Below are 26,484 nucleotides of genomic sequence, written 5' to 3'. Positions count from 1 at the left end.
GGAAGGGCTCCCGGTGAATAAGCGGCGGCCACGGGCTGGGTGGGCAGGAGTGGCCGCCGTGCGGTGCGGTGACTCGTACCACTCGTCGCGCACCTGGTCAGAGCAGGTACGAGTGGTGTGGCGATGTCGGGTCGACTCGTTGCGGGTCCCGGACCCGTCCCCGCGCTGACCTGCGCGGGGACGGGTGCGACGGGTCGAGTCGGGTCAGGCTGCGGTGCCAGGCGCAGGCTCCGGCTCCGGCTCAGGGCAGTAGCGCGCCCAGGCGTCGAGGAACTGGTTGCGGGCGAAGCCCTTGGCCTGGGTGCCGTCGGGGAAACGGCGGTTGGCCGAACCGATTCCGTAGTCCTTCAGCAGCAGTTGCAGCCCACGTGGGGTCAGCCCACCAGCGCCATACTCGGTCCAAGGCGCTTCCTTATCCGCGTTGAGCTCGTCGAGCAGACGGCTCGTACGCAGCACGGTGGGATCGCCCTCGGCCGCGAACACCCGGCGGATGTCGACCAGGATGCGGGTCCGCAATCCGCCTTCCTCGTCCTGCCCGGCCTCGTAGTCGGACATGGAGCGGCAGGCGGCGCGGGCGAACGCGGGCCACTCGCCACCGGCAAGGTCGGCGATCACGATCAGCGGTTCCCAGGTGTCCGCCGCACGGTCCTCGACCGGCATCACCGGCTCCGCCTCCAGCGCCTGCGGGTACAGCGGCTGCAGCCACGCGGACAGGCGGTCACGGATCACGTGCAACGCAGGAGTGTCCCGGCCCGTACGGAAGGCCGCCACCTCCTCACCAGCGGCCCGCCTCCGCATTCGGATCACCACGGACCGGTCCATGATCGTGTCGGGTAGGTCCCCGATCCCGGCCAGCGCCGCCATCGCGAACGTAGGGAATGCCTGCGGCTTGTGCTCGGGTCCGGACACCCTCAGCGTGGGCCGGTTCCGCTGGTGGCCTGCGTTGAGCAGGCCGCGCAGGTCCTCGTTCTTCTCCGCCGCCTTGGCGGTGCCGAAGAGGGTGTCGGCCTCGTCGACCAGAAGCGTGGGCGGATCCTCGCCGGTGATGGAACGGAAGATCGCCGCCGGGCTGGCGTTGACCGTGATCAGGCGGTTCCGCACCGTCTCGGTCACCACGTCGAGGAGTCGCGACTTGCCGCACCGCTTCGCCGGGCCGACCACCGCCAGGCGCGGCGCGTGCTGCCACGCGGGCTGCAGATGCGTAGCCGCCACCCACAACGTGACCGCATGCAGAGCCTCTTGAGAGGGCGGGATCACGAACCGGGCTAGCTGCGCTCGCAGTTGGTCCAGCAGCTCGGCCCCCTCCGCCGACTCGGTGGTCGGCTCAGAGGAATAGGGATCGGGGTCCAGGGGTTGCACTCGGCAGCTCCTTGTCTGGCGGTGGCGGGCTCGCACGCCTTTGCCGCCGTGTCGGTTCACTTCGGGCCACAGGGGAGCCATCGGGCCTCCGGCGTCGCACCGCCGGGGGCCCTCCCCTTTCTCGCGGTCATACGGCCGCCGCGAGGGACCAGGAACGGTATGGCCACGCCTCGGCACAGTCCAGCGCTGCTGTGTCAGCTCAGCGCAGAAGTGCCGCCGCCTCACCGCACCCCTCATGCAGCCAGTCCCAACAGCTGGTGCAGTTCGGCCGTCACCACCCGGTAGGCGTTGCCGAGCCTCAGCACCTTGCAGGGGTACTCGCCGCGCTTGGCCAGCTCGTAGCCCTTGCTCCTCCCGAGCCCCAACGCCCGGTTACCCGTCTCCAGGTCAACGGAGACCGGAAGGGCCAGCAACTCGTCCCGGCTCATGCCGTCCGCCCGCCCGGCGTCATCGTTCTCGCGCATACGCACTCCATCCATGACTGAGCCCTCGGCGAACGCGACGTCCACGTCCGTCTCCAGGCGTCCAGTAACCAGGATGATCGAGCTAATGTGTCGCCATGACACAACACTCTTCCGACCATGGAAGCGAGAAGGAAGAGGACGGCGACGACGTCCTCGAATGGGAGGACCACGTCATGGCCACCGTGGCCGGCGCGGTCCGCAGACGGCGGAAGGAACTGCGTTGGAGCGCCCAGGACCTGGCCGACAAGTGCGAGGAGATCGGCTACCCGATCCCCCGGAACGTGATCGCCAACATGGAGTCAGGGCGCCGCGCCACCCTGCCCCTGGTCGAGGTCATGGTGCTCGCCAGAGCCCTGCGCGTGACCCCCATCGGCCTGATCTACCCCGTCGGTTACGTCCCCCGGGTCCGCGCACTCCCGTACGAGGACGCGCGCCCGACCTGGGACGCCCTCCAGTGGTTCACCGGCGAATCACCGGATTTCGGCTCCGAGGACTCCATGCTGGATCACTTCCTCGCCCACGACCTTGAACTCCGCTCGGCCCTGGCCGCCGTGGAGAGCGAGGACTACGAACGCTGGAAGGTCAGGACCGCCGCCAATCACATCCAACGGGAAGCCGCTGAACGCGCCTTGGCCCGCTACTCCGACCAGGCCGCGCAGGCCAAGGCCGCTCTGAGCGAGTACCGCCGCCTGATCCGCGCCGAGGGCGGCACACCGCCCGACCTCCCGCCTCAGCTCACCGAAGACGACATCGACCCCAACGCCATGGAGGAGAACGGCCTTTGAAGGGCTCCACCCACCGCCGCTGCTACTGCCGCCACCCCGAAACCGGCAAGCCGCTCGGCAGCAAGTGCCCCAAGCTCGCCAGCCGCAAGCACGGCTCGTACTCGATCCGCCAGGAACTCCCGCCCCGCGAGGACGGCACACGCCGCGCCTTCAACCGCGCGGGCTACGAGACGCTCAAGGCCGCCCAGAACGACCTCGACCACGTCCGCTCCCTCATCGCCCTCGCCGACAGCGACGACCCGGACAGCGTCGAGCGGATCGCGGCTCTCCTGGATGAACTCACCGCCGACAGGGCGCCCCTGCCGGACATCGAGGAGACCAGGCGGCGTCTGAAGGCCGGCATCGGCCTGCGCGGGAGCATGACCGTCGGCGAGTGGCTGGACCTGTGGTTCGCCTCGAAGAAGAGCCGCCGCACGACCCTCAACAGCTACGCCTCCCACATACGCGTCCACCTGAAGCCCCGCATCGGGCACATACGTCTCGACCGCCTCAACGTCGGCCACCTGGTGGAGATGTTCGACGGCATCGCCGACGAAAACGAGGTAATCACCGCCGAGAACGCGGCCCGCCAAGAACAGATCGCCCTCACCAAGCCGTCCAAGCCCGGCCGCCCTACAGCCACCGAACGCGCACGACTCTCTGCCGAGCGAGCCAAGCTCGCCGACATGAAGCCGTTCCGGAAGCAGAGCGGCCCCAGTACCTGGCAGTCCATCCGCCGCACCCTGCGCGCCGCGCTCAACTCCGCGATCTCGCAGCAGCTCATCATCTTCAACCCGGCGTCCCACGTGGAACTGGCTTCAGGCAAGCGCCCCAAGCCCCTCCTCTGGACGGATGAGCGCGTACGCCGCTGGCGCGAGACCGGCGAGATCCCCGGCCCGGTAATGGTGTGGACGCCTGCCCAGTTCGGCCAGTTCCTCGACGCAGCCGAGGACGACCGGCTCTACGCGGCTTTCCACCTCATGGGCACCCGTGGCCTCCGTCGCGGCGAGACGGTCGGCCAGGACTGGCACGAGGTCGACCTCGACGGCGCACAGATCACGCCCGCCAAGGAGATCGTGGTCGACGGCTGGGACACGTACGAGTCCGAACCCAAGACGGACGGCAGCGCCGACACCATCGCGCTCGCCAGCATGAACGTCCTCGTACTGCGCGAGCACAAGGCCCGCCAGGACAAGGAACGCAAGAAGTGGGGCCCGGCCTGGCAGAACACCGGCAAGGTCTTCACCCAGGAAGACGGCTCCTGGCTGCACCCGGAGACGCTCTCCGCGTCCTTCCGCCGCATCCTCGCCACCACCGACCTGCCGCCCATCACCCTCCGGGACCTCCGGCACGTGGCCGCGACGCTCACGCACGGCGGAGGCGGCGACATCCACACGGTGAAAGCGACCCTGCGGCACTCCACCATCGCGCTGACCTCGGACACATACACGAGCCTGCTGCCCGAGCTCGACCGTGAGATCGCGGAGAAGGCGACGAGCCTGATCCCCCGTTCCGGCGTGCCGAAGCCTGCCACTCCAGAGTCGCCCGCCCAGCAATCGTCCGCCTCATCGGCTCACGCATCGCTCGCGCAATGGCTCGCGAACGAAGAAGCACCCGAGCCGACCGAAGCCGACCCGGGCACCGGCTAACAGGTCGGCATAGCCCCCCTGGTCGTGGTCGACCAGGGGGCCTCCATCGGCACCCTGACGATCGCCGTAGCCCGCGCGAACGGCTGCGAAGTGGCCTACCTGCCGGGCCTGTCCATGCGGCGGCTGGCCGACCTGCAGCCCGGCTCCGGCAAGACCGACGCTCGCGACGCACGAGTCATCGCCGACGCCGCCCGCACCCTGCCCCACCTGCTGCACTCCCTCGACGTCACCGAGGACCTCCGCGCCGAACTGACCATGGTCCTGGGCCACGACGACGATCTCGCCGGTGATGCCACCCGGCCCTCGAACCGGTCCTGGGGCCCCGCCTGCGCCACCCAGCCGTGCTGGCCCTGCTGCAGGCCTACCCCTCTCCGGCCGCCCTCGGAGGGGCGGGCGACGACCGGCTGACCGAGGTCATGCTCGCGGCCGCACCACGCATGCGCAGTGCCCTGGACCTGGCCGAGCAGATCACCGCCGCGCTGGCCGAGCAGACGGTGACCGTTCCCGGCACCGGCTCGGCCGCCGAGATCGTCTCCGGCCTGGCGGAATCCCTCGCCGTGCTGTTCAAGCGCCGCGAGATGCTGGAGATGCGCATCGCCGCGCTGCTGGGTGCCCACCCCCCGGAGAGGTCCTGGCCTCCATGCCCGGGGTCGCGGTCAGGACCGGCGCCCGCATCCTGGCCGACCTGACTGATGGGCGCCCACGTTCCCAGCCAAATCAGCTGCCGTAAAAAGTTAGGAACTCACTAGGGAACCATCCATTCCGCCTCCCCAGTTTATACAATCTATACAATTACCCCATTTGTCCAACGTATCCGGAGGGGCCGATTCCTTGATGTTTGGAAAGCGAATTCCATGTCCCGGCGGCGCGTACCGGAACGCGCCGCTCTCGCATTAAGAGGAGAAGAAATTCGGCATGCATAGATCCATTGTTGGTGCTGTGGTCGCTGGCGCACTCCTGGCCGGCGGAGCTGTCACGGCGTCGTACGCAGCCGACTCAACGTCGGCCTCGTCGGTACCGGCGTCAGCCCCCGTGAAGGTGGCCGACGCCAAGGCCGACGGAAAGACCCTGTTCAACGGCCTGTACTTCGGTCAGGGTGACGTCGGGGCGAAGCTCCTCAAGAGCGACGCCTACATCGGTGACGAGTCGGGCCAGCTCCAGAAGAACGACACGGCGGAGGCTCACAAGGCGATCGCGGATCTCACCGCCGCGATAGACAAGTCATCGCCTACATTCTTCAGCGATTTCTCCGCCGACATTCGCAGCGGAAACCCTTTCCGCGTCAAGGCGGCTGTCGAGAACGGCGCCGCCGAGGTGGCCAAGGTGGCCAAAGTGGAATCCCAGGACGATGCCAACAGCCCCACCTGCCTGGTCACCGTGAACGTCGGTGCGTTCGTCAACGTAGTGGCCGGTATCAACGCTGCCACCCAGGCGAACGTGGTACTGGAGCTGAACTTCTGGTGGGGCTCCTCGGCCGCATCGCCCGCCCCGGAACGCAGTGACCAGCAGATCGCCCGGTTCACCGAGCAGCTGCGCGTCATCTGACGCACTGACCACCTTGCGGCAGGCAGCTGCCCGGCTGCCTGCCGCATCCCCGGCAGCAGGGCAAGCGGGAAGGACACACAGGGCATGGCAAGGCTCAAGGACTGGCAGGACCGACTACCGCTGGCTGTGGGGGAAGCACTCTCCTTCGTTCGCTTCACCCGTCGTTGGGTGGTGCTAGCTGCCGTGGCCTGGCTGGTGCCAGTGCTGTACGTGGCCCAGATCCACCTGCCGGGCAATGTCCTCACCTTTCCCGGGCAGACGGCGATGGCGCCCGCCGTCAACCGGCTGGCTCCGCAGGGATGGAGCTTCTTCACCAAGTCGCCACGCGAGAGCGAACTACAGCCCTTCGTCCTGCGCGACGGCGTCTGGCAGGACCGGCTGCTCGCCCCGCATGGCGCCCCGCACAACGCATTCGGGGTGAACCGCCGCTCGCGCTCGCAAGGCATCGAGATGGCGCTGCTGCTCTCCAAGGCCCGCAGTCTGCGTTGGACGGCCTGCGACCGGGATTTGGAAGCGTGTCTGGGGCGTGCGACGCGGCACGGACATGTCACCAATCGCACTCCTGAGCCGACGTTGTGCGGCACGGTCGCTCTGGTCGAGCAGAAGCCGGTGCCGTTCGCGTGGCGCCACCTCCTTCCGGGTACACACACCCCCGACCGTCTCACCGTCCTGGACGTCACATGCTGAACACGTCGGTACGCATCCCCGCGCCCTGGACCAATGTCTACGGTCTGGCCCGCACTCTTCTCGCACTCGGCACACTGCTGACTCTGGCTTTCAGCGACTCCGCGACACTCTTCCGCCCAGTCGCCTTCCAGGGCGACCACCCGTCCTGTCGCGGCGTGGAAGCCGGCGGCGCCTTCTGTCTGGCCGGCCACGATCAACTGGACTGGATGCGATGGGCCTGTGTGCTGGTCCTGCTCGTGGTGGCCAGCGGCTGGCAGCCCCGGCTGACGGCACTGCCACATGCCTACGTCAGTTTCAGTGTGTTCACCGGCATCGCCATCGGTGACGGCGGCGACCAGATGACCGCTGTGCTCACCCTGCTCCTGCTGCTGCCCGCGCTCGGCGACCGCCGTCGCTGGCACTGGGCAGGCGCCGACCCAGAACGCCCGCAGGCACGTTGGGTACTCCTTGCCGGGACCACGGCCCTTGTCGTGCTGCGCCTCCAGATGTCAGTGGTGTACTTCCAGGCGTGCATCTCCAAGCTGTCGCATCCGGAATGGGCCGACGGCACCGGCATGTGGTACTGGGGCAACAGTCTGGCATTCGGCCCGTCGGGATGGCTGCACATGCTGACCGGTCCGGTGCTCGCCAACCCTGTCGGGGTCGCCGTGATGACCTGGGTGCCGCTGTTCATCGAGATCTCCCTGGCAGCCACGCTGCTGCTCTCCCAGCGCAAGCGGTACGTGGTACTCGTCGCCGGCTTCGGCTTCCACCTATGCATCGCCCTGATGATGGGACTGTGGAGCTTCGCGCTGGCCATGTGGGCGGGACTGCTGCTGTTGTGCCTGCCGCTGGGCGGGGAATTGCAGCTCCGGCAGCCACGTACGGATGAGGATCCGGGTCAAGAGCCCCCGGTCCAGGCCGAGCGCAGCAACTCGATGGTCCTGGACTCGGAGAAGCCTGCCTCGCGGGCCTCGGTCACCAGCTGAGCCGCAGCCATCTGCAGCCTCGCCCGCGCCGGGGCGGCGACCACCACCGCACCGCGCCCTCGGCGCAGGTCGATCAGCCCCTCACTGCGCAGCTGTTGGTAGCCGCGCAGCACAGTGTGCACGTTGACCCCGAGCAGTTGCGCCACGTCCCGGGCGGCGGGCAGTCGTTCGCCGGTGGCGATGGCGCCGTCCGCCAGCGCGCGCCGCACCGACGCGGCGATCTGTTCTCCCAAGGGGGCTGAGGAGCCCGGGTCGATCCTGATGAGCATCTCAGCCGCTCCGCCGGTCCTCTGCCGCCGTCAGCAGGTCGCCCAGCAGCCCTGCGGCCGTGGCCGCGTCGTCCACGACCACGACGAACTGCTTGCCGTCGTCGAGGTCCAGCCACACGGCTTCACCTGCGTGCAGGGCCAGGCCACGCCGGCCCTGAGTGATCCGATAGCCCCAGCCTCCGAGGTCGGGCAATGGCCTGGCCTGTGCCACCCATGCCCGCTCGATGCGCTGCAGCGGTACCTGGATCCGCGGGACCCGCAACAGCGGCAACCGCACGGTCAAACCCTCACCGTCGACCGTCACCCTGGCGGCGGCCAAGGCAGCGAGCAACAGACCGACCGGCCACAGCCAGTAGCCCGGGTGCCATCCCAGTCCCCCGGCAGCGACAGCCGCCACTGCGGCGAGCAGCCCCGCGCCGACCAGCCATCGCGGCCCGATGCTGCGCACCCACACGGCGCGCTCACCCTGCCGCAGCCCGATGCTGCGGGACTCCTTCGGATGCCCTGCCCCCTCCGGCAGCTCATCCGATGTCAGTACCCGCACCACCCCGGCGACCACCACGACCGCACCGACGGCAACCGCCAGATGCCACATGGGCATCCGCACATGGATCGCGCTGTCTGCACCGGCGTTCACCAGCACGGCCACACTCAGCAGATAGCCCAGGCCCACTGCGCTGGCCGCCGATGTCATGTAGAGCGCCCGCAACGAACGCGACCCACGCACCGCGCTACGAGACAACCCGACCCCCAGGCACAGCAGGACCAGTTCGGACATCAGAAACACCGCCACAGGCGACCCCGACCCGTTAGAGTCCCCGCCCGCCCCGAAATGCATGGCCATCGGGTCGGGGAGACTCGACCACGACAGGGCGAACACCACCCCCACCGCCACCGCAGCCACCACACACGGCACTCCAACGAGCACCCGCGGAAGCAGCGCACCGCGTCGGCCCGACTCACCTACCCCGGACGTCCTTGACGTCCCGTCCCGCTGTCCCATGCAACCCCCTAATTGTTCGCATAAAACTAGAACAAGTTTGAGGCTAGCGCGCACGATGGAACTTGACCAGTGGATGGCAACGAGGAACGCCGACAGGCTCCACCGGAAGCCCGGCAAGTCCCCTGCTCCGGCTCAACCATGTGGTGCCATCGGCGGGCGTCTTCTTCGTATTGGTCTTGGCCGTGGTCTTTCACGGGATTGCGCTCCTTCGGCTTCAGCGAGTCCAGGGCGTCGACCCGGACGCCTAGACGTCCCCTCACCCCCATGGAACGGGGCCCGGCACGCGTGCTGCGTGCCGGGCCCCGTTCCATGTTCACGGCAGCACAACGGCCCGCCGCAGCCGGAGGGGGATGAGGCTACGGCGTTCTGGCCACAGCCGACCTACCGACGGAGGCTGTGGGCCCAGCTCACGCAATGGTCACCCGGGGCATGGTCTACGGCCTCTGGGCCGAAGCCGTCCGCAGCCCAGGGAACGACAACCTCATCCCTGTCGTCGACTCCGTCGAGGCCATAGTCGACCGCGTGTCCCGGCGGCAATCGCTCCAGCCTCTCGTCGAGGCGGCCCGCAAGATCACCGAGACTCCGTCCGTCCAGCCCGGTCACTTCCCGTGGTGCAGGCCCGACGGTTGCGTCGTGAGCCAATACGACGACGGGGATACGTACACCGAGCACATCGGTCCCGGCATCAAAACGAGGCCTACCTCAGTGGCCCCGAAGTCTCTTCAATTCGGGCGGCAACGGCGTCCTCCTCGCCGCCGATGAGCTCGATGCCGTGATCAACGACCTCGCCGACTTCCTCGATGGTCTTCGCTCTCTGCGTGGGCAGATGGCTATCGGGTCTTCCACTCAGTCCGCCGCGCAACCGACCTCTGCCGCCCCATCCGCTCACGCATCGCTCACGCAGGCCCCCGAAAACAAAGCAGCGCCCAAGTCGACCAATGCCGACTCAGACGCTGCGTAGCAGGTCAGAGGGGGTATCCCCCACCTACTTCCTGTAGACCCTGTGGGACTCGAACCCACAACCAATGGATTAAAAGTCCACTGCTCTGCCAATTGAGCTAAGGGTCCACACGCCGACCTGAGCCGACGCACCCCCGAGCATAGCCCGACGAGACCGGGAGGCCGATCGGGTATCGGCTTCCCGGTCCTCGCGCGCCGGACGGAGCGTCAGCGCAGGAACCAGTGCCGGGCCGAGACCGCCCACCAGGTGCCCGCGAAACCGAGGACCACGAGGACCGCGATCGGGGCGTAGTTGAAGGTCTCCCAGGTGACCGGGGAGACCTGCGGCAGCATGAAGAGGATCGTGATGACGACGACCCAGGCCACCGCCACCACACCGATCACCGTCGACCAGCGGCCCAGGTGCCACGGACCCCGCTCGAACGCGTCGCCCTTGCGCAGCCGCAGCAGCGTCGGGATGACGTACGCGATGTAGAGGCCGATGACGGCGATCGAGGTCACGGCCGCGTACGCCGTGACGTTGATCAGGTACGGCAGGCCGAGGACCAGCGCGCCCGCCGCCGCGAGCCAGACCGCCGCGACGGGGGTGCGGGTGCGCGGGCTGACCGTGTGCCAGACGCGGGAGAACGGCAGGGCGCCGTCGCGCGAGAAGGCGTAGATCATGCGGCTGTTGGCGGTCACGGACGCCATCCCGCAGAACAGCTGCGCGCCGATCACGACCAGGAGCAGCAGCTTTCCGGCCGTCGCGCCGAGGGCGTCCAGGAGGATCTGGGCGGGCGGCGCGCCCGTGGGGGACTCCAGCGCCCCCTGATACGACTGGATGGCGAAGGTGAAGCCGAGCAGGAGGACGAAGCCGGCGATCCACGACGTCCAGATCGAGCGGACGATGCCCTTCGGCCCCGCCGTGGACGCGTCGTGCGTCTCCTCCGTCATATGGGCCGACGCGTCGTATCCGGTGAAGGTGTACTGCGCCATCAGCAGCCCGATGAGGACGACGTACACACCGCTGCCCCAGCCGGTGTTGTTCACGAACTCACCGAAGACGAAGGACGCCGACTGGTGGCTGTCCGGCACGAAGGCGAGCGCGCCGACGATCAGCGCGACACCCAGCACGTGCCACCACACGCTGACGCTGTTGAGGAACGCGACGATGCGTACGCCGAAGGTGTTGAGGAGGCCGTGCAGCAGCAGGATCCCGGCGAAGAGGAGGATCGTGCGGCCTGGCGTCACCTCGAAGCCGAACTGCAGGTTCAGATACGCGCCCAGGAAGGACGCCGCGCCGAAGTCGATACCGGCGGTCACCGCCACCTGACCGAGCACGTTGAACCAACCCGTGAACCAGGCCCACGCCGCCGCGCTGCGCTCCGGCGCGAGCTTGTACGCCCAGAAATACAACCCCGCCGACGTCGGATACGCCGAGCAGATCTCGGCCATCGCCAGGCCCACGAAGAGGGTCATCAGGCCGACGGCGACCCAGCCCCAGGTGATGAGCACGGGACCGCCCGTGTTCATGCCGAACAGATACAGCGTCAGACAGCCCGAGAGGACCGAGATGATCGTGAAGGAGACGGCGTAGTTCGAGAAGCCCGACATGCGGCGGGCGAGGACCTGCGTGTAGCCGAGCTGGGCGAGGCGCTCCTCGTCGGAGCCCGCGGCCACGGCCGACTGCTGCCCGTCAGTGGCTCCGCTGGCATCACTTGTCATGCCCCCAGCGATTCCCTCGCCGGGGGCACGGCATGCGGACGATCAAGGCCCAACTCCCGTACGCGTGCCGGTTACCCGGTGACGAGGAAAGGCCGCGGCCCCACCCCCGTGAGGGAGTGGGGCCGCGGCCTTGTCACTTCAGGAACGGTCAGCCGTTGCGCTTCCAGCGCGGCTTGTCGTCGCGGCGGCCGAAGGACGAACCCGAGCCGGAGCCGGAGCCCGAGCCGGCGCCACGGTGGTCGTCACGACGGCCGTAGGGGCGGTGGCCGCCGGAGGGGCGGTCGCCCTGACGGTCGCGGTTGAACGGACGGTCGCTGCCCCGGTGGCCCGAGGGACGGTCGTCGCGGCGGAAGCCGCCACGGTCGTTGTCACGGCGCTCGAAGGAACGGCCGCCACGGTCGTCGCGGTTGAAGCCGCCGCGGTCGTTGTCCCGGCGGAAGCCACCCCGGTCACCGCCACGGTCGCCACCGCGGTCGCCGCCCCGGTCGTCACGACGCTCGAAAGAACGGCCACCACGGTCGCCGTCCCGGCGGTCGTCGCGGCGGAAGCCGCCCTTGTCGCCGCCACGGTCGTCGCGACGGAAGCCGCCACGGTCGCCGCCGCGGTCGTCACGACGCTCGAAAGAACGGCCGCCACGGTCGTTGTCGCGACGCTCGAAGGAGCGCCCACCACGGTCGTTGTCCCGGCGGAAGCCGCCCTTGTCGCCGCCGCGGTCGTCGCGACGGAAGCCACCCTTGTCGCCGCCACGGTCGTCGCGACGGAAGCCACCACGGTCGCCGCCACGGTTGTCACGGCGCTCGAAGTTGCCCCGCTCGTCGCGGCGCTGACGCGGCTGGTCCGAGAACGAACGCTCCTCGCGCTGCGGCGCCTCTGCGGCAGCCGCGGCCTGGGCGACCTGCTCGGCGGCGGCCTCCTGAGCGGCGGTGACCGCCGCGGCCACGCCCTCCTCGTCCTCGCCGCGGTCACGGGCGGCGCGGGCGGTGAGGCGGTCGGCCTGCTCGCGCAGCTCGGAGGCGCGACGGGTGGCGCGCTCCAGCTGCTTGGTCAGGTCGGTGACCTCACGCTCGGCCTGCTGCGCGGCGTTGCCCGCGGACTCGGCCTCGACCTCGGTCATGGAGCGGGCACCGGTGATCTCGGCGACCTCCGGGTCGAAGGCGGCGCCGCCCTGGATGATGTGGCGACCGGCGTCGACGCCCGCGTCCTCCATGAGGCGGAAGATCTGGCGGCGCTGGTGCGGCAGCGACAGGGAGACGACCGTGCCGGTGCGGCCGGCACGCGCCGTGCGGCCCGCGCGGTGCAGGTAGTCCTTGTGGTCGCCGGCCGGGTCCACGTTCAGGACCAGGTCGATGTCGTCGACGTGGATGCCTCGGGCGGCGACGTCGGTGGCGACGAGCGCGTTGACGTAGCCCTTCTTGAAGTCCTCGAGGACACGGGTACGCGCGCCCTGCGTCATGCCGCCGTGCAGCGCGTCGGCCTTCACACCGGCGTCGCAGAGCTGCTCGGCGATGCGGTCGGCGCCCAGCTGGGTGCGGACGAAGATGATGGTGCGGCCCTTGCGGGAGGCGATGGCCGCGGTGACCGGCGCCTTGTCCTTGGGCTTCACGACGAGGATGTGGTGCGACATCGTCGTGACGTTGCCCTGGGCGCTGTCGACCTCGTGGGAGACCGGGTCCTTCAGGTAGCGGCTGACGAGCGTCTTGATCTCGTTCTCCATGGTGGCGGAGAAGAGCATGCGCTGGCCGCCGGCCGGAACCTGGTCGAGCAGCTCGGTGACCTCGGGCAGGAAGCCCAGGTCGGACATCTGGTCGGCCTCGTCGAGGACGGCGACCTCGATGTTGCTCAGGTCGCAGGCGCCGCGGTTGATGAGGTCGCGCAGGCGGCCCGGGGTGGCGACGAGGATGTCGACGCCGCGCTCCAGGGCGTAGATCTGGTTGCCCATCGACGTACCGCCGCAGACGACCTTCATCTTGAGGCCGACCTGGTCGCCGTAGGGCTGCAGGGCGTCCGCGACCTGCATGGCGAGCTCACGGGTCGGGGTGAGGATGACGGCGCGCGGCTTGTGCTTGTCGCTGCGGGCGCCGGCCAGGCGGGCCATCGTCGGCAGACCGAACGAGAGGGTCTTGCCGGAGCCGGTGCGGCCACGGCCGAGGATGTCCTTGCCGGCCAGGGCGTCCGGGATGGTCGCGGCCTGGATCGGGAACGGGGTGGTCACACCGTTCTGCGCGAGCTTGCGGACGACGGCCTCGGGGAGACCGAGGTCGGCGAACGTCTGGGTGGGCTCGTCGTTCTCGATGATGTCGACCGTCTTGGTGTCGACCGTGTTGGTGTCGACCGTGTTGGTGTCGATGTCGTTCTCGACGGCCTGGTCGATGGTGTTCTCAGTGGAAATGGACATGCGAAATGCGAAACCTTCCGGAGTCTCGGCACGCGCCCGCAACTCCGTGTATTCGCAATTCAGCAAATCGACCGCCTCAATGCGGTCCAGCCACGGCAAGGGAGAGTACGCGCCACGCGGCGCTCTCTTAACGGCGCCGGGCAAATGGGATCAAACGATCTACCACCATACGCACCCCCCACCCCCCGAGGCAAACCGGATCGCTGAGACCCGGCTCACACACCGTCCCCGGTCAGGCCGGATCCCCGGCCTGCGGCCGCGGTTCGCTCGCCCGCTCCGACGCGGTCTCCTCGTGCGCCGACGACGAGGGCTCGGCGGTCGGCGGGGACGACGAGGGTGCGGGGGACGACTTCGTGGGCGAAGGAGTGCTGGTCGCGCTGGGCCTGCTCGGCCGCTGCGAGGGCCGCTCCGAGGCGCTGCGGGACGGCGAGGTGGGCGCCGAGGGCGGGGCGGACGCCTTCGTGGGCCTGTCGGGGGAGGCCGCCGAGGGCGTGGCCGGGTCCTCGGGCGAGGCGGGCCGCCGCGAGGGCATCGGCGAGGCATCCCCGACCCGCGCGCCCACGTCCGCCCCGCCGTCCGGGACCGCGGCACCGCCGTCGGGCGCGGCGCCCGAGCCCCGCTGCGGCGGGGAGTGGGTGGGCGCTCCGCCGCCGTCGGCGCCCACGCTCATGCAGCCGGCGGCCGCGGCGACGGCCACGGTGGTCGCGGCCAACCGGCCCAGACGGAGCGCACTGAGCGACAGGGCGCGTTGCGATACGGACAGCTGGCGCACGGGCGGGCACCTCCGGTGCACGAGACGGGGTCACCAACGGGGTCACCCGGGGTCACCACGGGGGGGTACCGTGCCCAACTCCTGTCTCCCGTACGAGGACACGCGCCGCGCCGGCACCGCACAAAGCCCCCACAATCAGTGCGGGGGCCTCACCCGTGTCCCACTCGCGTCCCACCCGTGTCTCCCCCGCGCCTCACCCGTATCCGAGCGCGTGCAGCCGCGCGTCGTCGATCCCGAAGTGGTGCGCGATCTCGTGCACCACGGTCACCTCGGTCTCCGTGACCACGTCCTCCGTCGACTCGCACATCCGCAGCGTCGGCCCCCGGTAGATGGTGATCCGGTCCGGCAGCACCCCCGCGTACCACTCGCCCCGCTCGGTCAGCGGGGTCCCTTCGTAGAGCCCGAGCAGCTCGGGGTCCTCTGCGGGCGGCTCGTCCTCCACGAACACGGCCACGTTGTCCATGAGTCGGGTCAGCTCGGGCGGGATCCGGTCCAGCGCTTCGGCGACCAGTTCCTCGAACGTCTCGCGCGTCATCTCCAGCACACGGCCATTGTCCGGTACAACCCGCATATCCACCCGTGCACTTGGGCATACGGGAGCAATGGCCCGCTCGCCAGTCGCCGCCATACGTGGAGTCCGCCGCCGTATACGGAGCGTTCGAGGGACGCCCTCGGCGCTCCTGCGCCACTACCGCGACCGGCATCCCCACCCGGTCCTCCAGCTGGTCCACCCGCCGCACCCCTACGTACGCGCGCTCGGTCTGGTCGCCGTCGTGCTGCTCGGCGCCTGGCTCGGCCTGCTGATCGTCGGCAGCGTGCGGACGCCGGTGGGGCCCATGGACACGAAGATGACGCTGCGCCCCTCCTTCTCGGGCGGCACGAAGATCAATGTGTCGCCGCTCGGCGCCCTCGAACTGCACTCGCACACCGCGCCGATCCGCCTCGACGTCGACGTGGACCGCCTCGACCCGGCCCGCGCCCAGGCCCTCGTCGACCACCCCGAGCGCTTCTCCGGACTCCAGGACGAGGTCGCGCGCGACGTCCAGCACGGCACGGTCGACCTGGCCCTGCGCTCCTGCGTGGCGGTGCTCGCGGGCGCCACGACGCTCGGCCTCGTGGTCTACCGCCGCCCGCGCCGCGCCCTGGCCGCCGGCGGCCTGGCGCTCACCCTGCTCGCGGCCTCGGGCGGTACGGCGTACGCGACGTGGAACCCGGAGTCCGTCCTGGAGCCGAAGTTCTCCGGGCTGCTCTCCTCGGCGCCCTCCGTGGTCGGCAGCGCGCGCTCGATCGTGACCGAATTCGACGCGTACCAAAAGGAGTTGGCGCTCCTCGTCACGAACGTGACCAAGCTGTACGACGCGACGTCCACACTCCCCACGTACCAGCCGGACCCCTCGACGATCCGCGTCCTGCACGTGTCGGACATCCACCTCAACCCGGCGTCGTGGAAGATCATCGCCTCGCTCGTGGAGCAGTACAAGATCTCCGCGATCGTCGACACCGGCGACACGATGGACCACGGCTCGAAGGCCGAGAACGCCTTCCTGGACCCCATCAAGAACCTCGGCGTGCCCTACGTCTGGATCCGCGGCAACCACGACTCGAAGAACGCGACGCAGAAGTACCTCGCCGACCGGAAGCGCTTCAAGAACGTCCGCGTCCTCGACGACGGGAAGGCCACCACGGTCGCGGGCCTGCGCTTCGCCGGCATGGGCGACCCCCAGTACACCCCGGACCGTGCGGTGAAGGCGCAGGGCGATCCGGCCGAGCGCCTGTCGGGCATCCGACTCGCCTCCGCGCTGCGCGATCAGCGGGCGGCGGGCACCCCGGTCGACATCGCGCTCGCCCATGAGCCGGCCGCGGCCCGTGAGGTGGACGGCGAGGTGCCGCTGGTCCTTGCAGGGCACATCCACCACCAGGAGATGGACGTGCTCCCGCTCGGCACCCGGCTGCGCGTCGAGGGCTCGACCGGCGGCAGCGGTCTGCGCGCGGTGGACGACGGCAAGCCGGACCCGGTGGAGGCCTCGGTCCTCTATCTGGACCGCACGACCAAGCGCCTGCAGGCCTGGGACGAGATCCGGCTGGGTGGTCTGGGCCTGACGAAGGCGGAGGTCAGCCGCCATCTGCCGCAGGAGAACCAGCCCGGCGCGACCCCCTCGCCGAGCCCTGGGGAGAGCTCCCCCTGACCCTTGGGCAGAGCTCCCCGTAAACCGTTTTGGCGATAGCTCCCTGCATCCCATATGCTTCTCACGTCCCCGACGCGCTGCAAAGCGCGCAGGCGGGCCGATAGCCCTCATCGTCTAGCGGCCTAGGACGCCGCCCTTTCAAGGCGGTAGCACGGGTTCGAATCCCGTTGGGGGCACGCACAACCGTGTGAGAGACTTGCTCTTGCTTGTCTCGCACAACAGCTAGGTCCTGTGGAGCAGTTTGGAGTGCTCGCCACCCTGTCAAGGTGGAGGCCGCGGGTTCAAATCCCGTCAGGACCGCTGAAGTTCCTCGTGAACTTCGTGGCTGGGTAGCTCAGTTGGTACGAGCGATCGCCTGAAAAGCGATAGGTCGCCGGTTCGATCCCGGCCCCAGCCACAGGAACTAGGCCCCGTCTCCGGACGGGGCCTATTGCGTTTCCCGGTTCCCGCACGTCCTACACGGGTGCCGCGTGCAGCGGTCCCGTGCCCCGGCCGCCCGGGTGGCGATGGCGCCAGAACCAGAAGAGGGCGCAGGAGACCAGGGACCAGCCGGCAAGCACCAGAATCGGGAAGGCGTGCTGGTTGCCCTGGAAGTAGACCGCCGTGTGCTGGGCGTTGTACGAGGCACCCGGTGGCAGCCACTGGCCGAGGCGGCCGATCACCGTAGGCAGCAGCGGAGGTGCCACCGCGCCGCCTGATGCCGGGTTGCCGAGCAGGACCAGCAGGCCCCAGGTCGGGATCATCGCCCAGCGGTGGAAGAACGTGTTGAACATCGTGAAGACCATGCCGCAGGTGAACATCGTCAGCGCGAGGATCAGCCAGGACTCGACGAAGGGCAGGTCCACCGCGCCGAGCCCCCAGTCCGCGACCGCCGCCACCGCGAACCCGCCGAGCAGCGAGTAGGCGATCGTGAAGGCGATCCGCTCGGCCGGGTTGAGGCCGCGCGCGTGCACGCTGAGCTGGATCGCGCCGACGAAGCCGATGATCACCGCGGCGAGCGTGATGTAGAAGATCGTGAGGCCGCGCGGGTCCCCGCCCTGCAACGGGTTCACGTCCTTCACCGTCACCGGGATGCCGGTCGCCTTGCTGACCGGGGGCGCCGCCTCGGCGAAGACCTGGGCGACGGTGACCCCGGAGGCACCGGAGACGTCGAGGCGGACGCGGGCGCCGTTGTCCCGCACGTCGAAGACCGCGTAGATCTTCTGGGCGTCGAGAGCGTCCCGGGCCGCCTCGGGGGAGTCGTACACCTTGAGGTCGAGCTGCGCGTCGAGCGCCTTCTCCATCGCCCCGACGAACGCGCTGCGCCGCGCGGCGTCGTGCTCCCCGGTGACGCCGGTCGGGATGTGGTGCGGCGTCGGGTTCGCCATGGAGTACGTGTACGAGCCGGCGAACAGGGCGGCCGCCGCGGCCAGGATGAGGACGAGCACGCACGCCGGGAAGAACGGTGAGTCCTTGAAGCCGGACCAGCGCTCGCCCCCGCTCAGCGGGCGCCCGTGCTGGCCGTGCGGCGGGTGCTCCTTCTCCGGGGACGGCGGGGGCGCGTCGTCCGGTGCGGGCCCATCGGGCAAGTGCGACATATCCGCACGTTAAGCCACGCGTCGGCGCTCTACATCCGGACGCGGGCCCCGGCCGCCCCGGCGCACCGGCCACAAAATCGGTCGCCACACATTTCCCCGAGGTGAGATCCTTGAGGACGTATGTCTACGCAGCCTGCCCCCGCCGCCGATCAGTTCGCCGCCGTAGCGCGGCGGATCTCCGAGCTGTCCCTGCGCGATGCGCACCGCCTCGGGCGCAGGCTCGAAGGCGCCCGCAAGATCCGTAAGCCGGAGGCGCGTGCCGCCGTCGTCGCGGAGATCGACGCGGAGGCCGAGAAGGCCGCCGTCCGCACGGACACCCGTCGCGAGCGCCGTGCGGCGCTCGACGTCACGTATCCCGAGCAGCTCCCGGTCAGCCAGAAGAAGGACGAGATCGCCGAGGCGATCCGCGACCACCAGGTCGTGATCGTCGCCGGCGAGACCGGTTCCGGAAAGACGACGCAGATCCCGAAGATCTGTCTCGAACTCGGCCGTGGTGTGCGCGGCATGATCGGGCACACCCAGCCCCGCCGTATCGCGGCCCGCACGGTCGCGGAGCGCGTCGCCGACGAGCTGCACACGCCGCTGGGCGAGGCGGTCGGCTGGAAGGTCCGGTTCACCGACCAGGTGGACCAGGACGGCACGTTCGTGAAGCTGATGACGGACGGCATCCTGCTCGCCGAGATCCAGACGGACCGCGAGCTGCGCGCGTACGACACGATCATCATCGACGAGGCCCACGAGCGGTCCCTGAACATCGACTTCCTCCTCGGCTACCTGGCGCAGCTGCTGCCGAGGCGCCCGGACCTCAAGGTCGTCATCACCTCCGCGACGATCGACCCCGAGCGCTTCTCGCGGCACTTCGGGGACGCCCCGATCGTCGAGGTCAGCGGGCGTACGTATCCGGTGGAGGTGCGGTACCGCCCGCTCCTCGAAGAGGCCGGCGACGACTCCGACCGCGACCAGATCACCGCGATCACGGACGCCGTCGAGGAGCTTCAGAAGGAAGGGCCGGGCGACGTCCTGGTCTTCCTCTCCGGGGAGCGCGAGATCCGTGACACCGCGGACGCACTGGAGAAGAAGTACGCCCGCGCCGGAGGCTCTGTCGCACACAGCACCGAGGTGCTGCCGCTGTACGCGCGGCTCTCGCACGCCGAGCAGCACCGCGTCTTCCAGCGCCACACGGGCCGCCGCATCGTGCTCGCCACGAACGTCGCGGAGACCTCACTGACGGTCCCCGGCATCAAGTACGTGATCGACCCGGGCACGGCCCGCATCTCCCGCTATTCGCACCGTACGAAGGTGCAGCGGCTGCCCATCGAGCCGGTCAGTCAGGCCAGCGCCAACCAGCGCAAGGGCCGCTGCGGCCGTACGTCCGACGGCATCTGCATCCGCCTCTACTCCGAGGACGACTTCCTGTCCCGCCCGGAGTTCACGGACGCGGAGATCCTCCGTACGAACCTGGCCTCCGTCATCCTCCAGATGACCTCGGCGGGGCTCGGCGACATCGAGAAGTTCCCCTTCATCGACCCGCCGGACCACCGCAACATCCGCGACGGCGTCCAACTCCTCCAGGAACTGGGCGCGTTGGACCCCGCACAGAAAGACGTACGGAAACGGCTCACGGAGCAGGGCCGCAAGCTCGCCCAGCTCCCCGTCGACCCGCGGCTCGCCCGCATGGTCCTGGAGGCCGACAAGAACGGCTGCGTGCGCGAGGTCATGGTGATCGCCGCGGCGCTCTCCATCCAGGACCCGCGCGAGCGCCCCTCCGACAAGCAGGCGCAGGCCGACCAGCAGCACGCCCGCTTCAAGGACGAGACCAGCGACTTCCTGGCGTTCCTGAACATGTGGCGGTACGTCCGCGAACAGCAGAAGGAGCTGGGCTCCTCCGCCTTCCGCCGCATGTGCAAGCGCGAGTACCTGAACTTCCTGCGCATCCGCGAGTGGCAGGACATCTACACGCAGCTGCGGACGGTCGCGAAGCAGATGGGGATCCATCTCAACGACGCCGACACTCCCGCGGCCGACGACTCCATCCACCTCTCCCTCCTCTCCGGTTTGCTTTCGCACATCGGAATGAAGGACGTGAAGGAGTCCAAGGAGTCCACGCAGAAGGACCCCAAGCAGGCGGGCCGCGACCGCGGGCGCAACGAGTACATCGGCGCCCGCAACGCCAAGTTCGCGATCTTCCCCGGCTCGGCCCTCTTCAAGAAGCCCCCGCGGTTCGTGATGTCGGCGGAGCTCGTGGAGACCAGCCGCCTCTGGGCCCGCGTCAACGCGAAGATCGAGCCCGAGTGGGTCGAGCCGCTCGCCGAGCACCTGCTCAAGCGCACGTACAGCGAGCCGCACTGGGAGAAGGACCAGGCGGCCGTGATGGCGTACGAGAAGGTCACGCTGTACGGCGTCCCGCTCGTCGCGCAGCGCAAGGTGAACTACGGGCGGATCGACGCCGAGGTCAGCCGCGAGCTGTTCATCCGCAACGCGCTGGTCGAGGGCGACTGGCGCACGCACCACAAGTTCTTCGCCGACAACCGCCGACTCCTCACCGAGGTCGAGGAGTTGGAGCACCGGGCGCGCCGCCGCGACATCGTCGTCGACGACGAGACCCTCTTCGACTTCTACGACCAGCGGGTGCCCGAACACGTCGTGTCCGGCGCCCACTTCGACTCCTGGTGGAAGCAGAAGAAGCGCGAGGAGCCCGAACTCCTCGACTTCGAGCGCTCGATGCTGATCCGCGAGTCCGCGGAAGCGGTCACGAAGGACGACTACCCGGACTCCTGGCGTCAGGGCGGGCTGAAGTTCCGGGTGACGTACCAGTTCGAGCCGGGCGCTGACGCGGACGGCGTGACGGTCCACCTCCCCTTGCAGGTGCTCAACCAGGTCACCGACGAGGGCTTCGACTGGCAGATCCCCGGCCTGCGCGAGGACGTGGTCGTCGAGCTGATCCGGTCCCTTCCCAAGCCGATCCGCCGCAACTACGTGCCCGCGCCGAACTACGCGAAGGCGTTCCTGGACCGTGCGGTGCCGCTGCAGGAGCCGCTGCCAGTCACGCTCGCGCGCGAGCTGCAGCAGATGGTCGGCGTCCCGGTGAGCCCGGACGACTTCGACCTGGGCCGCGTACCGGACCACCTGAAGATCACCTTCCGGATCGTCGACGAGCGGCGCCGCAATCTCGCCGAGGACAAGGACCTGGAGGCGCTCAAGCTCCGGCTGAAGCCGAAGGCCCGGCAGGCGATCTCCCAGGCGGCCAAGGCCACCGCCGAGCGCTCCGGCGGCCCGTCCGTGGAGCGCAAGGGCCTCACCGACTGGAGCGTCGGGGCGCTGTCGAAGGTCTTCGAGACCCGCCGCGCCGGCCAGCCGGTGAAGGCCTTCCCGGCCCTGGTCGACGACGGCGACACCGTCTCCGTACGCCTCTTCGACAGCGAGGCCGAGCAGGCGCAGGCGATGTGGAAGGGCACGCGCCGGCTCATCCTCCGCAACATCCCGGTGAACCCGGGCAAGTTTGCCTCGGACAAGCTGAGCAACGCGCAGAAGCTCGCCCTGTCCGCGAATCCGCACGGCTCCGTCCAGGCGCTCTTCGACGACTGCGCGATGGCGGCGGCGGACAAGCTCATCGGCGACTTCGGAGGGCCCGCCTGGGACGAGGAGTCGCACCGGAAGCTCTATGACAAGGTGCGCGCGGAGATCGTCGACACCACGGTGAAGGCGGTCGGCCAGGTGCAGCAGGTCCTGGCGGCCTGGCAGGCCTGCGAGCGCCGCCTGAAGTCCACGAAGAGCGCTGTGCTGCTGCCCAACCTCCAGGACGTGCGCGCCCAGTTGAACGAGCTGGTGAAGCCGGGCTTCGTCACGGCCACCGGTCTGCGGCGGCTGCCCGACCTGATGCGCTATCTCGTCGCGGCCGACCGCCGGCTCCAGCAGATGCCGACCAGCGTCCAGCGGGACACCACCCGCATGGAGAAGGTCCACGAGATGCGGGACGAGTACCTGTGGCTGCTCGAGCAGATGCCGCAGGGGCGGCCCGTGCCGCAGGAGGTGCTCGACATCCGCTGGATGATCGAGGAGCTGCGGGTCAGCTATTTCGCCCATGCGCTGGGCACGGCGTACCCCGTCTCGGACAAGCGGATCGTGAAGGCAATCGACGCCCAGGTTCCGTAACCGGCCGACCGCACACGGTGAGTTCGACCGCACGGCCTGCGCTGCTGTAGAGTCCTGTCTCGCAGCGCAACGAGCAAGAAGCGCCGCAAAACCTGGTCCTGTGGAGCAGTTTGGAGTGCTCGCCACCCTGTCAAGGTGGAGGCCGCGGGTTCAAATCCCGTCAGGACCGCAGTAAAGAAGAACCCCCGCACCGTACGGTGCGGGGGTTCTTTCGTTTCGCGGACACACAGTCGCGGACACACAGCCCCGTGAGGCCGCTTGCGCCTGACTGCCCGGCATCTGAGTACCCGTCATCCCCCGCGGCGCTCCAGGGGCCCGCCAGGAAGGCCCCTGGAGCGCCGCGAGAGCGCCCGTGAGCCGCGTTGGGACGAAAGACCCTCGAAGGGGTGACCAAAGGCGACCCTGCGCGCCCTCAACTGGTGGCAGCCTAGGGAGAGTCGACGACGCGAGCAGGAACGCACACCGACGCCGGCGCCCATTAGCGCAAGGGCGTCACCTGCAACAAGCGACGGGGCGTGTGACGGGTGTCACCGAAGTTGTTTTGGAAACACCGTTTCTTACCCCCTCCCTACAACGGCTCAATTTAATATGTGCAATTGCACTGCCCTGGGCAGGATCCCACAGAGATCGATCAAGGTCCGACAAGGACGCGCAGGGACCCCCGCCCGGAACCGGCCCCCGCGCACAAAAAAGATCGCGCTGGACCCGGCGGAGTCCAGCGCGATCGGATGACGCTTGCGCGAGGCAGTTGAGATGACGCCTCGGCGGCCTTCATAAGAAGGAGTCCTGTTGGGGCAGGACCCGCGTCGAGTGGAGCTATGGGTGGGCGTCCGCCGGGTTGGGGGACCCGAAAACGCCCGTTTTGCTGCGTTGCGCGGTGCCTCAGGCCTCGCTGCGCTGCTGCGGGATACCCGCAAGCAGTGCGCGGACCTCGGCCTCGCGGTAGCGGCGGTGTCCGCCGAGCGTACGAATCGACGTGAGCTTGCCAGCCTTCGCCCAGCGCGTGACCGTCTTGGGGTCGACGCGGAACATCGTGGCGACCTCAGCCGGGGTCAGCAGCGGCTCGGCATCAGGGGTGCGAGCGGTCATGAGCGGCCTCCTCGGAGAACCGAACCTTCTCGGTTCATTCCTCTAAATTCTGCACCTTGACCCGCGTTGCCCGAAATGGCGGACGCGAGTCGAGTCGGTTATAGGACGAACGGCTTGTCCTCGGCACTACAACTACACCATCCGTCCAGCCACGTCGGCCAAACCGATGGAATTGCCCTCCCAGGTGTTCATCAGCGACGGAAGCCGATGGACCGTGCCATAGCGGACAGTCACGCCACAGTGACGATCAGTCACAGAGCGATCAGGAGCCATCAGACCCCCCAGCGGCAGTGCAATGCTGAGTAATCCGTCCATGGTTGGACTTAGATGGACGGAAGGAGCCCTCCCCGGACTCCTTGTCCTATTTTGGCACGAGGAGGGGTGATGGGCGCAAGGTCCCGGTAAGTGCTGTCCATCACGCTTGAGGCAAACGCCCGGATCAGGACGTAGGTCCCGAAGGTCGGTGTGAGCGCCCTCACTTGGGGATTCAGTTCGCGAACTGCCGGTCCCGCTCCGACCGCCAGCGTTCCACAAGCCTCGCGTACGCCTCTCCCGCACCGTCCTCGTCACCGACGCGCAGCGCCGCGATGCCCCCGGCGACATCCGCCGCCGAGTGGTCGTCCTCGAGAAGGTCCTGCGGCAGGGCGTGCACGAGCCCGCCGTAGTCGAGCTCGACGTACGAACGGGGGTGGAACTCCTCCAGCCAACGCCCCACATCTACCAGGCCGTCGATCAGGGGACCTTCCTCGATCGCGTCCTTCAGCGCCTTCAGACCCCGCGCGACCCGGCGCCTCGCCTGCACCATCGGAGTCCGATAGCGGAGCCGCGGGACGCCGACGCCCTCCGCCCCGTCCTCGTCGCTCTTCGGCTCGTACTCGCGCTCGTCGTCCGACACCAGCACGAACCAGTTGATCGGCACCTGCCACGTGGACGTACGGATCCAGGGGCGGGCGTCCGGATTCCGCTCCAGCCAGCGCTCGTAGTCGGCGGACGACTGCCGGCGCACCACCGGGGGGATCGCCGCGTCCAGGACCGGGGCCGGCAGCTCGCCCGGCAACTCGTCCAGGGCCTGCCAGCCGCGCAGCCGGGTGCGCCACGGGCAGACGCACACCACCCCGTCGATCACGATCACGAACGCGTCGTCGCTCTCGTGCACCGGCACGGGCACCGGTGGCGTGGGCAACAGATCAGCCAAAGAACGGCGCAATTCATCCTGATAAGAGGGGAGGCTGTCGCGTTTCGCGTAGCGCTCCCAATGGCCCCGCTCCGGCTGCGGGAAAGCTGCGAGGGGTTCGTACACGCGCAGATACGCCGCGTACGGGACGGTCACCGAGGACACCTTGGGCACGGCTGCTCCCTCCCCCACCCGCCAGCTGGAAAACACTCCAAATCGTCCCACGTGGCGACGCGGCGGGATTCGACCGTGCTTCCGGCCTCCACGCGCGCGCGGGGGTGATCCTTGGCGGCGCGGCCGTGGCGGGCCCGCGCACGCTCTAATCTCTTGCCCACAAGCACCGACGGAAGGCCCGCCACCCGCACGGGATTCCGCCCAACCGCCGCTATGTACTTGGGAGTCACCACAGTGACCGATGTGACCGGCGACGCTGTCACCACCTCTGACACCTCCGGCGCCTCTGGCGTCCTGCACACGCTCTTCCACTCGGAACAGGGCGGCCACGAGCAGGTCGTCCTCTGCCAGGACCGCGCCAGCGGCCTCAAGGCCGTCATCGCCCTCCACAACACCGCCCTGGGCCCGGCCCTCGGCGGCACGCGCTTCTATCCGTACGCCTCCGAGGAGGCAGCGGTCGCCGACGCGCTGAACCTCGCGCGCGGCATGTCCTACAAGAACGCCATGGCCGGGCTCGACCACGGCGGCGGCAAGGCCGTGATCATCGGTGATCCGCACACGGTGAAGAGCGAGCAGCTGCTGCTCGCCTATGGCCGGTTCGTGGCCTCGCTCGGCGGCCGGTACGTGACCGCGTGCGACGTCGGTACGTACGTCGCCGACATGGACGTCGTGGCGCGCGAGTGCCGCTGGACCACCGGACGCTCCCCCGAGAACGGCGGCGCGGGCGACTCCTCCGTGCTCACCGCCTTCGGTGTCTTCCAGGGCATGCGGGCCAGCGCCCAGTACCTGTGGGGCGATCCCACGCTGCGCGGCCGCAAGGTCGGCATCGCCGGTGTGGGCAAGGTGGGGCACCACCTCGTGGAGCACCTCCTGGAGGACGGCGCCGAGGTCGTGGTGACCGATGTCCGCGAGGAGTCCGTGCGGCAGATCACCGACCGGCACCCCGAGGTCGCGGTCGCCGCCGACACCGAGGCCCTGATCCGGGAGGCGGGGCTCGACATCTACGCGCCCTGCGCCCTGGGCGGCGCGCTGAACGACGACTCCGTGCCGGTGCTGACCGCGAAGGTGGTGTGCGGCGCGGCCAACAACCAGCTCGCGCACCCGGGCGTCGAGAAGGACCTCGCGGACCGCGGGATCCTCTACGCGCCGGACTACGTGGTGAATGCGGGCGGCGTCATCCAGGTCGCCGACGAGCTGCACGGCTTCGACTTCGACCGGTGCAGGGCGAAGGCCGCGAAGATCTTCGACACGACGCTCGCCATCTTTGCTCGTGCGAAGGTGGACGGGATTCCGCCGGCCGCCGCGGCCGACCGGATCGCCGAGCAGCGGATGGCCGAGGCCCGCGGAAGGGGCTGATGGGGCCCGGCGCGTAACGAGCATCACGCCCCTCGGCGGGTCGCTCGTCATGAAGAGGTTAAAATCGCAGCTGACCAGCGAGGAAAGGGCTCCTGGCTGGTCCTGCGCGCAGGCGCGTCCTGCGGGCGACGTACCGTATGGGCGTGGGCTCAGGTACCGTGGAAGCCCTACGGACCGGTCTCCCTGCGGGGAGTCCGTTCCAGATCATGTACGCGTGTCAAGACTCTGGGGCCATGA

19 protein-coding genes, 5 tRNA genes and 2 pseudogenes are annotated in these 26,484 nt (G+C 69.1%); 13 read left to right on the top strand and 13 right to left on the bottom strand.

The features are described from left to right. Positions 1 to 204: 204 nt before the first annotated feature. Together OG746_RS06175 and OG746_RS06170 are read right to left on the bottom strand one after the other, a co-directional pair. Complete coding sequence (locus tag OG746_RS06175) at positions 205 to 1,359, bottom strand: DUF3631 domain-containing protein (RefSeq protein ID WP_323179551.1); 1,155 nt, start codon at positions 1,357 to 1,359, stop codon at positions 205 to 207. Positions 1,360 to 1,592: 233 nt separating this feature from the next. Continuing rightward, positions 1,593 to 1,823, bottom strand: a complete 231-nt coding sequence (locus tag OG746_RS06170; RefSeq protein ID WP_266712340.1) for a hypothetical protein — start codon at positions 1,821 to 1,823, stop codon at positions 1,593 to 1,595. A gap of 95 nt (positions 1,824 to 1,918) precedes the next feature. On the opposite strand from OG746_RS06170, the gene OG746_RS06165 reads away from it, so the two are divergent. From OG746_RS06165 to OG746_RS06135, 6 genes and pseudogenes are all read left to right on the top strand, one after another. Further along, a complete protein-coding gene (locus OG746_RS06165) occupies positions 1,919 to 2,608 on the top strand; it encodes a helix-turn-helix domain-containing protein (protein ID WP_266712338.1) in 690 nt (229 codons plus the stop codon). Then, positions 2,605 to 4,236, top strand: coding sequence for a site-specific integrase (locus OG746_RS06160; RefSeq protein WP_266712336.1), 1,632 nt, complete (start codon positions 2,605 to 2,607; stop codon positions 4,234 to 4,236). The genes OG746_RS06165 and OG746_RS06160 overlap by 4 nt, the downstream gene beginning before the upstream one ends. Positions 4,237 to 4,254: 18 nt before the next feature. Continuing rightward, a pseudogene (locus tag OG746_RS45600) lies at positions 4,255 to 4,933 on the top strand (IS110 family transposase); the annotation flags it as partial. 341 nt (positions 4,934 to 5,274) lie between these two features. Beyond that, positions 5,275 to 5,781 (top strand): sporulation delaying protein family toxin, encoded by a 507-nt coding sequence (locus tag OG746_RS06145; RefSeq protein WP_266712332.1) that lies wholly within the window; start codon positions 5,275 to 5,277, stop codon positions 5,779 to 5,781. An 84-nt stretch (positions 5,782 to 5,865) separates the two neighbouring features. After that, positions 5,866 to 6,468 carry an SdpA family antimicrobial peptide system protein gene (locus tag OG746_RS06140; protein ID WP_266712330.1) on the top strand — a complete coding sequence of 201 codons (603 nt, stop codon included), beginning with the start codon at positions 5,866 to 5,868 and terminating at the stop codon, positions 6,466 to 6,468. Continuing rightward, the gene (locus OG746_RS06135; protein ID WP_266712328.1) at positions 6,462 to 7,436 is read left to right on the top strand and encodes a sporulation-delaying protein SdpB family protein; all 975 of its coding nucleotides are present in this window, start codon (positions 6,462 to 6,464) and stop codon (positions 7,434 to 7,436) included. Before OG746_RS06140 ends, OG746_RS06135 begins: the two co-directional genes overlap by 7 nt. Here OG746_RS06135 and OG746_RS06130 read toward each other — a convergent pair. The 8 genes and pseudogenes from OG746_RS06130 to OG746_RS06100 all read right to left on the bottom strand — a co-directional run bounded on the left by OG746_RS06130 (position 7,349) and on the right by OG746_RS06100 (position 15,083). Then, positions 7,349 to 7,705 carry a GntR family transcriptional regulator gene (locus OG746_RS06130; protein ID WP_266712326.1) on the bottom strand — a complete coding sequence of 119 codons (357 nt, stop codon included), beginning with the start codon at positions 7,703 to 7,705 and terminating at the stop codon, positions 7,349 to 7,351. The two genes, OG746_RS06135 and OG746_RS06130, sit on opposite strands and share 88 nt — an antisense overlap. Position 7,706: 1 nt before the next feature. After that, a complete protein-coding gene (locus tag OG746_RS06125) occupies positions 7,707 to 8,483 on the bottom strand; it encodes a DUF1648 domain-containing protein (protein ID WP_266712324.1) in 777 nt (258 codons plus the stop codon). Between the two features lie 9 nt (positions 8,484 to 8,492). After that, positions 8,493 to 8,708: pseudogene (locus tag OG746_RS45530) on the bottom strand (DUF1648 domain-containing protein); the annotation flags it as partial. A 995-nt stretch (positions 8,709 to 9,703) separates the two neighbouring features. After that, positions 9,704 to 9,776, bottom strand: a tRNA-Lys gene (locus OG746_RS06120). A 99-nt stretch (positions 9,777 to 9,875) separates the two neighbouring features. Then, on the bottom strand, positions 9,876 to 11,372 hold the full coding sequence (locus OG746_RS06115; RefSeq protein ID WP_266712322.1) for an amino acid permease: 1,497 nt from the start codon (positions 11,370 to 11,372) through the stop codon (positions 9,876 to 9,878). A gap of 148 nt (positions 11,373 to 11,520) precedes the next feature. After that, on the bottom strand, positions 11,521 to 13,767 hold the full coding sequence (locus OG746_RS06110) for a DEAD/DEAH box helicase (protein WP_266712320.1): 2,247 nt from the start codon (positions 13,765 to 13,767) through the stop codon (positions 11,521 to 11,523). 232 nt (positions 13,768 to 13,999) lie between these two features. Further along, on the bottom strand, positions 14,000 to 14,539 hold the full coding sequence (locus tag OG746_RS06105) for a hypothetical protein (protein ID WP_266712318.1): 540 nt from the start codon (positions 14,537 to 14,539) through the stop codon (positions 14,000 to 14,002). Between the two features lie 193 nt (positions 14,540 to 14,732). After that, complete coding sequence (locus tag OG746_RS06100; RefSeq protein ID WP_266712316.1) at positions 14,733 to 15,083, bottom strand: metallopeptidase family protein; 351 nt, start codon at positions 15,081 to 15,083, stop codon at positions 14,733 to 14,735. Positions 15,084 to 15,141: 58 nt separating this feature from the next. Here OG746_RS06100 and OG746_RS06095 point away from each other — a divergent pair, with 58 nt between their 5' ends. The 4 genes from OG746_RS06095 to OG746_RS06080 all read left to right on the top strand — a co-directional run bounded on the left by OG746_RS06095 (position 15,142) and on the right by OG746_RS06080 (position 17,122). Next, positions 15,142 to 16,725 (top strand): metallophosphoesterase family protein, encoded by a 1,584-nt coding sequence (locus OG746_RS06095; RefSeq protein WP_266712314.1) that lies wholly within the window; start codon positions 15,142 to 15,144, stop codon positions 16,723 to 16,725. Positions 16,726 to 16,828: 103 nt separating this feature from the next. Next, a tRNA-Glu gene (locus tag OG746_RS06090) sits at positions 16,829 to 16,901 on the top strand. Positions 16,902 to 16,950: 49 nt separating this feature from the next. Beyond that, a tRNA-Asp gene (locus OG746_RS06085) sits at positions 16,951 to 17,025 on the top strand. Between the two features lie 23 nt (positions 17,026 to 17,048). Then, positions 17,049 to 17,122: transfer RNA gene (locus OG746_RS06080), tRNA-Phe, on the top strand. Positions 17,123 to 17,180: 58 nt separating this feature from the next. Here OG746_RS06080 and OG746_RS06075 read toward each other — a convergent pair. Then, complete coding sequence (locus OG746_RS06075) at positions 17,181 to 18,302, bottom strand: ABC transporter permease (RefSeq protein WP_266712312.1); 1,122 nt, start codon at positions 18,300 to 18,302, stop codon at positions 17,181 to 17,183. A 120-nt stretch (positions 18,303 to 18,422) separates the two neighbouring features. On the opposite strand from OG746_RS06075, the gene hrpA reads away from it, so the two are divergent. Both hrpA and OG746_RS06065 read left to right on the top strand, forming a co-directional pair. Further along, complete coding sequence (hrpA, locus tag OG746_RS06070; protein WP_266712310.1) at positions 18,423 to 22,454, top strand: ATP-dependent RNA helicase HrpA; 4,032 nt, start codon at positions 18,423 to 18,425, stop codon at positions 22,452 to 22,454. Positions 22,455 to 22,548: 94 nt separating this feature from the next. Further along, positions 22,549 to 22,623: transfer RNA gene (locus OG746_RS06065), tRNA-Asp, on the top strand. A gap of 713 nt (positions 22,624 to 23,336) precedes the next feature. On the opposite strand, the gene bldC is transcribed toward OG746_RS06065, so the two are convergent. Continuing rightward, positions 23,337 to 23,543 (bottom strand): developmental transcriptional regulator BldC, encoded by a 207-nt coding sequence (bldC, locus tag OG746_RS06060; RefSeq protein ID WP_003949541.1) that lies wholly within the window; start codon positions 23,541 to 23,543, stop codon positions 23,337 to 23,339. A gap of 487 nt (positions 23,544 to 24,030) precedes the next feature. After that, a complete protein-coding gene (locus OG746_RS06055; protein ID WP_266712308.1) occupies positions 24,031 to 24,891 on the bottom strand; it encodes a DUF8083 family protein in 861 nt (286 codons plus the stop codon). 234 nt (positions 24,892 to 25,125) lie between these two features. Here OG746_RS06055 and OG746_RS06050 point away from each other — a divergent pair, with 234 nt between their 5' ends. Next, complete coding sequence (locus tag OG746_RS06050; RefSeq protein ID WP_266712306.1) at positions 25,126 to 26,247, top strand: Leu/Phe/Val dehydrogenase; 1,122 nt, start codon at positions 25,126 to 25,128, stop codon at positions 26,245 to 26,247. Positions 26,248 to 26,484 lie beyond the last annotated feature (237 nt).

This window comes from Streptomyces sp. NBC_01016 (genome assembly GCF_026341035.1).
In the GTDB taxonomy this organism is placed as follows: Bacteria; Actinomycetota; Actinomycetes; order Streptomycetales; family Streptomycetaceae; genus Streptomyces.
This window is presented reverse-complemented; position numbering and strand designations above follow the sequence as displayed.